The organism is Priestia filamentosa (assembly GCF_900177535.1).
Lineage (GTDB): Bacteria > Bacillota > Bacilli > Bacillales > Bacillaceae_H > Bacillus_I > Bacillus_I filamentosa.
Map to the genome: position 1 here is coordinate 1,274,764 of NZ_FXAJ01000002.1, position 8,947 is coordinate 1,283,710.

8 protein-coding genes are annotated in these 8,947 nt (G+C 42.8%); 2 read left to right on the forward strand and 6 right to left on the reverse strand.

The features are described from left to right. Nucleotides 1-15 precede the first annotated feature (15 nt). Nucleotides 16-936 (forward strand): ABC transporter ATP-binding protein, encoded by a 921-nt coding sequence (locus B9N79_RS13495; RefSeq protein WP_040061082.1) that lies wholly within the window; start codon nucleotides 16-18, stop codon nucleotides 934-936. Further along, on the forward strand, nucleotides 920-1,663 hold the full coding sequence (locus B9N79_RS13500; RefSeq protein WP_239695475.1) for an ABC transporter permease: 744 nt from the start codon (nucleotides 920-922) through the stop codon (nucleotides 1,661-1,663). The genes B9N79_RS13495 and B9N79_RS13500 overlap by 17 nt, the downstream gene beginning before the upstream one ends. 37 nt (nucleotides 1,664-1,700) lie before the next feature. Here B9N79_RS13500 and B9N79_RS13505 read toward each other — a convergent pair whose 3' ends face one another. The 6 genes from B9N79_RS13505 to B9N79_RS26585 form a co-directional block, all read right to left on the reverse strand. Then, complete coding sequence (locus B9N79_RS13505) at nucleotides 1,701-2,291, reverse strand: class I SAM-dependent methyltransferase (RefSeq protein ID WP_231573204.1); 591 nt, start codon at nucleotides 2,289-2,291, stop codon at nucleotides 1,701-1,703. 153 nt (nucleotides 2,292-2,444) lie between these two features. Next, nucleotides 2,445-2,594: a hypothetical protein gene (locus B9N79_RS26145; protein ID WP_156134634.1), complete on the reverse strand. Its 150-nt coding sequence runs from the start codon at nucleotides 2,592-2,594 to the stop codon at nucleotides 2,445-2,447. Between the two features lie 485 nt (nucleotides 2,595-3,079). Further along, complete coding sequence (locus tag B9N79_RS13515; protein WP_052264486.1) at nucleotides 3,080-3,286, reverse strand: hypothetical protein; 207 nt, start codon at nucleotides 3,284-3,286, stop codon at nucleotides 3,080-3,082. A 20-nt stretch (nucleotides 3,287-3,306) separates the two neighbouring features. Then, the gene (locus B9N79_RS13520; RefSeq protein ID WP_085118602.1) at nucleotides 3,307-4,833 is read right to left on the reverse strand and encodes a glycosyltransferase family 2 protein; all 1,527 of its coding nucleotides are present in this window, start codon (nucleotides 4,831-4,833) and stop codon (nucleotides 3,307-3,309) included. Beyond that, nucleotides 4,820-5,929 (reverse strand): tetratricopeptide repeat-containing glycosyltransferase family 2 protein, encoded by a 1,110-nt coding sequence (locus B9N79_RS13525; protein WP_046217611.1) that lies wholly within the window; start codon nucleotides 5,927-5,929, stop codon nucleotides 4,820-4,822. The genes B9N79_RS13520 and B9N79_RS13525 overlap by 14 nt, the downstream gene beginning before the upstream one ends. Nucleotides 5,930-6,086: 157 nt before the next feature. Beyond that, entirely contained in the window at nucleotides 6,087-6,392 is a 306-nt protein-coding gene (locus B9N79_RS26585) for a hypothetical protein (RefSeq protein WP_220693718.1), read from the reverse strand. Nucleotides 6,393-8,947 lie beyond the last annotated feature (2,555 nt).

The window sequence follows — 8,947 nt, forward strand, 5'->3', positions numbered from 1 at the left end:
AAGGGAGGCTTACGTATGAGTATAATTATTCAAACCACAAATCTAACGAAAAAATATGGAGAGCAAGTTTCTGTTCATCGCCTTAATATGACAGTTAAAAAAGGTGAAATATATGGTTTTCTAGGTCGAAACGGAGCTGGCAAAACCACAACAATTAAGATGCTCTTGGGTTTAACAAAACCATCTGAAGGAGAAGTTGAACTTTTCGGAGAAACACTTCCTCAAAATAAAAAGCGCCTGCTTACAAGGATTGGCGCTATTGTCGAAACACCTGGCTTTTATGAAAATCTTACAGCAAGAGAAAACCTCCTTATTAACGCCCGAATTATGGGAATTCATAAAAAAAGAGCAGTTGAAGAAGCCCTCGAAACCGTTGGATTAGAAAAAGAAACAAAGAAGCTTGTTGGGAAATACTCGCTTGGAATGAAACAACGTTTAGGCATCGCTCGTGCCCTTCTTCATGAACCTGAACTTCTTATTTTAGATGAACCAACAAATGGACTTGATCCGATCGGTATTAAAGAAATGAGGAAACTTATTACATCCCTAGCCCAAGAACGGGACATTACAATTTTAATTTCAAGTCATATTTTATTTGAAGTTGAGCAACTTGCACACCGGATTGGAATTATTCATAAAGGTGAATTGCTAGAGGAACTTGATATGGAGAAGCTTCATACCTTAAACAAGAAACATATAGAATTTTATGTCTCAGACGAAAGTAAAGCAGCTTATATTTTAGAAGAAAAGCTAGGGATTTCTCACTATCAAGTTCATGAAGACGGAAGAATTCGCGTTTATTCACATCTTCATGAACAACATCTTATTAATAAGGAATTGGTTTTAGGCAATGTTGATGTATATCAGATGAAGCTTAGCGAAGATCATCTTGAAGATTATTTTATTAATCTTGTAGGAGGTGGGACAATTGGTTAATCTTCTTTATACGGAAGTTTTGAAACTTAAGCGGTCCTATATGTTTTTTATTAGTCTTCTTGGCGCTGTTGCCGCTCCCTTTATTACATTTGTGTCAACACTTGTGAAACAACACAAGTTTTCTGATCAAACGTTTTTGTTCAAAACTTTTTTTACAGATGTTAATTTCTATATTTTGATGCTCATTGGTGTGCCCATTTATGGTGTCATTACAACGTACCTTTTTAATCGTGAATATGCAGAGAGAACTTTAAAAAACTTATTAACTATTCCGGTTTCAAAAGTTAGCCTTGTTTTTAGCAAACTACTTCTATTACTTTTATGGATTTTAACGCTTACCCTTGTATCCTTTCTTACAGCTACTATTTTTGGCTTTATCGCATATTTAGACGATTTCAGTATTTCCGTTTGGCTGCGTTCTTTAAAAGAATTTATAACTGGAGGGCTTCTCCTTTTCTCTTTAAGTACGCCCATTATTTTAGTGACGTTGCTTATTCGAAACTACGTAGCGTCTATCATTGTAACGATTATAATTACAATGGTTAATGTTATGATTTATGGAAGCGAATATAGCGCTCTTTACCCATGGTCAGCTGTTGAAGTGATTACAACAGGTCACTTTTTCAAACAATATGCTGCTTTTTTATCCTATATGAGCATATTTGCAACTTCTATTCTCTGCTTAATTTTGGCTCTCTTTTATTTTCAGAGAAAAGATGTTCAGTAAATATTAAAGAGCCCTATACAATACATAGGGCTCTTTTCTAATCCTGACTTAATTCTCCAACGCTTACAAGTAGATAACCCGGAAATCTTTTCTTGTCTTCTGCACTTAATTTGTTATACCAAGAAGTCATAAATTCTTTAACCGCTCCTGCGTCCGAAATAAAATCAAGGAAGTCAAGACTATTTAGAAATCCTACATTATATTCTTCCTTGAATATAATGCCACTTTTTCTAATAACATTTTCTAATGTAGTTGCAGGCTCTTCTTTTCCATATGGCCATGTACCATACTCTTCTGCATAACTCTTCCCAACTCGATATGGCAAACAATCTGCTGAAGGCGTTAATATAACGACTTTCCCTCCAGGCTTTGTAATCCGAGCCATCTCTTGAACAATAGCAACCTGCTCCTCTTCCTCAAAATGCTCTAAAACCCCTACATTCCAAGTGATATCAAATGAATCAGATAAAATATTGAGCATCCGAATATCAGAATGAAGAAAATTCGCTTCTACTCCTCGCTCCTTAAACGCTTTTTCGCTGTTTTCAAGCGCTTTTAATGAATAATCAACAAAGTAACGTTTGCTCCTCTTTGTGCTAACCTCATTGAGATGCGTCCTGTACCAGATCCAGCTTCTAAAATATTTAAACCATTTATATCTTTTGCTTCTTTTTCGATAACGTTAAAAATAAGTCCGCTTAAACTATCCCACTCATATGAAACATCTCCAGACCAAATTGCATCTCATATTTGCTTTTGTTTATCCATTGGTGTCCCCCACTTACTCATTTTTTAGAAAGTGTTCTAACAGTTCAATAAAAGCAGGATTATGATGGATTGCTGCTAAATGTTTTAAACCATAGCCACTATATTGAGAGAAGAGACCTTTTTCGTTTTCAACAAATTCAATATGTGTGTCAGGTAACATCATTCTCTGTGCCCTTGTGGCATGGGTACACCCATGATTTTAAATAGCGTTTTTGCCGCCACTTTGTTCGTATCCCCATATAATATAAGTGTCCTAACAAAATACTATCATCTTCATAACCTTGCTTTCCTTTGAAAAACCTTGTATCATAGCCTCCTATTTCTTTCAGAACATGAGCTTTATGAATGACGGGATGAACAAATCCCTCAACAATTCGTTCTTCAGGTAGCTCTTCTAAAAAAGAAAAGAAAGGAGATCTGGTATTGTAAGAGGAAAGGAGACCCACCCCCCTATTGGTTGTAGTTCCCCATATGAGGTCATAATTCCTGGAGAAATAATAGGTTCATCACTATCGTTCAAATACTTTATAAGAGGGGCCTACCATACTTTTGGGAAAATCATATCTAAATGTATTTTGGGAAGATAGTGAACATAAGGATAATACCCCCATATATAAGAGAAACAAAGCTGTCTCGCTTGAGCAATACCTATATTTTGACCTTCTCTAAAATAATAGGGGAAATTCCATAGTTTATAAGTTTATTTCTCAATACTTCGTTTTCCATATAGCCCTGGTTATATAAAACAACTGTGTTTTCCGAGAAATTTCCTAGACTTTCAAAACATTCTTTCATCATGTTGAAGTTGCCTTCTGTGTCAAAAAGTGAGAGTGGCATTGTATGGATAATTTCCATGCTCATACTTCCCCTCTATGCTATTCTGTCCACTCAATCAAATTAGGATGTTCATCTAAAATAGAGACATACTGTTCATGCCAACCATACTTACTTTCTGGATCTAATTCTATATAACGTCGATATTTAGTAAGCCTTTCCTCTTTAGTTGCCCAGCCGAAGTGTTTTAAGCGCCAGCTTGAAGTTGTACTTTTTAACTCAAAGATGTTTTTAGGAAATCTCCCACAATGTTGAGCTGTTTCTTTCCATACATAATTGAAATTCTTGTGATATCTTACTAAAAAAGGTCGATATGTAAGGTGGGCTCTCCAATACATATCCTCTCGATAGTGTGTCTTATTCCAAAAATCGTAAAGACGAAAACAGACCACGTCGAATTTTCTTTGTTCTAAAATCTCTTTTACACCAGAAGCAAATCCTGTTTCAAATATTTCATCTGCATCTAAGTTAAGAATCCAATCGGGATTTCTTTTAATCGTTTCTTCCCATTGTTGCTTGCGTAACTCCACCTCATTCGAAAACTTAGATTGTGTATTTTGAATTATATGCACTGGAATACCCTTAAGTGTTTCTAAACAAATGTCCACGGTATTATCTGTACTGCCATCATCAATAATAACCGCTTCATCTATAAATGTTCTATGCTGCTCTAACGCTTTTTTCAAATAACGATTTCCTTCGTTTTTAACAACCATTGAAAGAGTGAGTTTATTTTTCCCTTTTATATTGACATTCGTTTTTTTTTTCGTCATAAACTCATCAACATATGCTAAATCAGAATCTCGATAAATGTGGAAAGCCGGCATATGAGTATCTACATATAATGAAATACCGAGAGCTGCTGCCCGAATACAAAAGTGTCGGTCTTCTCCCCAAAAAGAAAGGTTTTTAATTTGTTTGAAGTTTACCCCCTTTTCTAACGCCCTTCGGCTTAATAATGTACAAGCTCCTAGCCCACCAACTTCATATAGGCCTTTTTCTTTCAATTTATTAATAAACTCCATGTGGCGTTTATATTTTTCCTCCTCTGTCAGTTCTTCTCCACGTCTCTGTTCCCATTGAGTATATTCATCCATAAGCCATACTTGTGGTAAGGGTTCTGTGTTTGGTTGCCACCGAGTCCAAAACACTTCTGAAACAATATCCTTTTCTGTTTGAATCAAATTCTCCACTGTTTCTGGCTCAAGTAGAAGATCTGAATCTATGAGAAATAAATAATCATACTTTTCTTCTAAGCAATGATTAATAATATGATTCTTGAAACCTGCAACTTTCCAAACGAGACGATCGTTCCAATAATGTGTACGTTCGTCGCGCAAGTACACATCCGCAAGTTGTGACGACTCAATTTTTACATTTGGGGTTGTTTCTTGAAAAGATGTTAACATAGCGCTTGATTCATTATTCTGATTATCATCAATAAAGAAAAAATGGATATCAATCGTATTGCAAGTAAGCCTTTGGAGCGAATGAAGAAAAGGTTCCAGAATAGCAGGCTTTTGGTGAACAGGACTTCCTACTAATACTCTTTTTTTAAATTCCGACATATGTTTCACCTAATGATGGTAGATTTCTATTTTTCATTACCTCTAAGTATTGTTTATTATGAAGAATTTGGGGATCTTCAGGACGAAATTTCCTTGCTGATTCATTGTGCTGATAAGCTAAATCATATTGTTGTAATCGGTCGTAGCAGACACAAAGTTGAAGATGTGGCAACCATGTTGAAAAAGCTGGATTAACAAACCCGCTACATTCAGTTGAAATTTCCAGCTGAATTGCGACATAGTACCAATAAATAGCATTTCTAAGTTCATTTCGTTCAAGAAAATAATAACCTAATCGACAGCAAAATTCAGGACGAGGGATATCGTAAATAAAGGATGTTAAAATAGCTATATACTCTTTCTCATGTTCACCTTTCTCAAAATAGCAATCTGCTAGTTTACTGCATGCTGAAATTTTATCTTCTATCCATCCTTCTTCTGTATTAAGAAACTTATTATAGTAGAAAATGGCTTTGTCATACGTTCCATTTTCTTTTAACTCATTTGCAAAGTAGTACAAATCTCTCGCTTCAAATGCTTCTCCCCTTGCAAGCTTATTCTTGTAAATACGCAAGTTACGATCTTTACTGTGACGTTCACTCTTATGAATAATCGAAATATTACTACTCTCTACTTTACCTTCAACATCTAAATATTCATGAACTGCTCCAATCCATTTAAATCCTGCCATTCTTCTTACAAGTCTATATTTTTTTATTTTCCCTGCCACATTTCCATATTCATCAAAATCAAGATAATAATCCATTGCTACTGCATCAACTTGAGATGAAAGCGTCTTTTTTAATTCTAAAAATTTTTCTACATCTTTTTCGTTTAATACATCATCTGCATCAAGCCATAAAATATAATCTTTTGTAGCCTGCTGAAAAGAGAAGTTTCGCGCTTTTGAAAAGTCGTCTTCCCATGGAAACTCTAATACTTTATTTGTAAACTGCGCCGCTATCTCAATAGTCTTATCTGTTGAACCTGTATCAACAATAACAATTTCATCAACAATTTCCTTTATGCTATTTAAACAACGTTGCAGCGTACTTTCCTCGTTTTTCACGATTAAACAAAGACTTACTGTAATCATTACTTTACCTCCCTTTCCTTTCTAGGCATTTACCTATATATATGTATGAAGAATGGAAGCAGAGTGTGAAACTTTCAAAAAAAATGTTTACGTTGCTGCTAAACAAAAGAAAAAAGCCTCTTCTTCTATTTAAAAAAGGAGAGGCTTTAAAAATCATTTAAAAAACCCTAACAAGTCTAATATAGCTACTATTAGATGTTACTCCATCAACTGTACTTCCTACTGTGACAACCGCAGGCGTCCCTCCCGATACTTGCCTTTGGACTCCTATAATATCACCTGCATTTAGCTGAAGAAGGTTAGCATTTACAGCTACAGCAGATCCTGAATTCGTATTTACACTGCTCCCTTGTGATCCTGTTCCAGTAACAACTGCTCCATTTCTTGTGGCAATAAATGCGGCACTAGAACCTGGGGCAAGTTGGACCCTGTAATCAATAATATAAATCCCGGTCTCATTCACTGTTACCGTTCCATTTGCATTTAGCGTAAAATCACCTGTTGAGTTGACAGGGCTTGAGGCATTAAGTGGGACAATCCCGGTTGCTGCTAAAGTAAATGTGCCTATTCTATAGAAAGTTCCATAAGTCCCGAATGCTGGTCCGGTGACTCCGGTTACGCCAGTTACTCCCGTTGTTCCTGTAACTCCCGTGGCTCCAGTAACCCCGGTTACTCCTGTGGCTCCTGTTGTTCCGGTTACTCCCGTGACTCCAGTTGTTCCGGTTACTCCCGTGACTCCAGTTGTTCCGGTGACTCCCGTGGCTCCGGTAACCCCGGTTGCTCCCGTGGCTCCAGTTGTTCCAGTGACTCCCGTGGCTCCGGTTGTTCCAGTGACTCCCGTGGCTCCGGTAACCCCGGTTGCTCCCGTGACTCCTGTTGTTCCGGTGACTCCCGTGGCTCCGGTAACTCCCGTTGTTCCGGTGACTCCTGTAGCTCCGGTTGCTCCTGTAGCTCCGGTTACTCCGGTTGTTCCGGTGACTCCCGTTGTCCCGGTGATTCCCGTGGCTCCGGTAACTCCCGTTGTCCCGGTGATTCCCGTGGCTCCGGTAACTCCCGTTGTCCCGGTGATTCCCGTGGCTCCGGTAACTCCAGTTGTTCCGGTTACTCCCGTGGCTCCGGTAACCCCGGTTGTTCCGGTGACTCCCGTGGCTCCGGTGATTCCCGTGGCTCCGGTAACCCCGGTTGTTCCGGTTTCTCCCGTTGTCCCGGTGATTCCCGTGGCTCCGGTTGCTCCTGTAGCTCCGGTTACTCCGGTTGTTCCGGTGACTCCCGTTATCCCGGTGATTCCCGTGGCTCCGGTAACCCCGGTTGTTCCGGTTTCTCCCGTTGTCCCGGTGATTCCCGTGGCTCCGGTTGCTCCTGTAGCTCCTGTGACTCCCGTGGCTCCTGTAGCTCCAATTGTTCCGGTTACTCCCGTGGCTCCGGTAACCCCGGTTGTTCCGGTTACTCCCGTGGCTCCGGTTGCTCCCGTTGTTCCCGTGACTCCGGTTACTCCGGTAACCCCGGTTGTTCCGGTGATTCCCGTAGCTCCGGTTACTCCCGTGGCTCCTGTAGTTCCGGTTACTCCGGTTGTTCCGGTTTCTCCCGTGGCTCCGGTTGCTCCCGTTGTTCCCGTGGCTCCGGTCTCTCCCGTGACTCCGGTTACTCCGGTAACCCCGGTTGTTCCGGTGATTCCCGTAGCTCCGGTTACTCCCGTGGCTCCTGTGACTCCGGTTTCTCCTGTAACCCCGGTTGTTCCGGTGATTCCCGTGGCTCCTGTAGTTCCGGTTACTCCGGTTGTTCCGGTTTCTCCCGTGGCTCCCGTTGATCCTGTGATTCCCGTGGCTCCGGTCTCTCCCGTGACTCCCGTGGCTCCGGTAACCCCGATTGTTCCGGTGATTCCCGTGGCTCCCGTTACTCCGGTTGCTCCGGTGATTCCCGTGGCTCCGGTCTCTCCCGTGGCTCCCGTTACTCCGGTTGCTCCGGTCTCTCCCGTGGCTCCGGTCTCTCCCGTGGCTCCCGTTACTCCGGTTGTTCCGGTGACTCCCGTGGCTCCCGTTACTCCCGTTGATCCTGTGATTCCCGTGGCTCCCGTTACTCCGGTTGTTCCGGTGATTCCCGTGGCTCCCGTTACTCCGGTTGCTCCGGTGATTCCCGTGGCTCCGGTTGCTCCCGTGGCTCCGGTTACTCCGGTTGCTCCGGTCTCTCCCGTGGCTCCCGTTACTCCCGTTGTTCCGGTGACTCCCGTGGCTCCCGTTACTCCCGTTGATCCTGTGATTCCCGTGGCTCCCGTTACTCCGGTTGTTCCCGTGATTCCCGTGGCTCCGGTTGTTCCGGTCTCTCCCGTGGCTCCCGTTACTCCGGTTGCTCCGGTGACTCCTGTAGCTCCGGTTGTTCCAGTGACTCCCGTAGCTCCCGTTGTTCCGGTGACTCCCGTAGCTCCCGTTGTTCCGGTGACTCCCGTAGCTCCCGTTGTTCCGGTGACTCCCGTAGCTCCCGTTGTTCCGGTGACTCCCGTTGATCCTGTAGCTCCGGTTGTTCCGGTTTCTCCCGTTGATCCTGTAGCTCCGGTTGTTCCGGTTTCTCCCGTGGCTCCGGTCTCTCCCGTGGCTCCCGTTACTCCCGTGGCTCCTGTGACTCCGGTTGTTCCGGTAACCCCGGTTGTTCCGGTTTCTCCCGTGGCTCCGGTTTCTCCCGTGGCTCCCGTTACTCCGGTTGCTCCGGTGACTCCTGTAGCTCCGGTTGTTCCGGTGACTCCCGTAGCTCCGGTTGTTCCGGTGACTCCCGTAGCTCCCGTTGTTCCGGTCTCTCCCGTGGCTCCGGTCGTTCCGGTGACTCCCGTTGATCCTGTAGCTCCGGTTGTTCCCGTGATTCCCGTGGCTCCCGTGACTCCGGTTACTCCTGTAACCCCGGTCGCTCCGGTGACTCCGGTTGTTCCGGTGACTCCCGTTACTCCGGTTGCTCCGGTTGCTCCGGTGGTTCCGGTGATTCCCGTGGCTCCGGTCTCTCCCGTGGCTCCCGTTACTCCGGTTGCTCCGG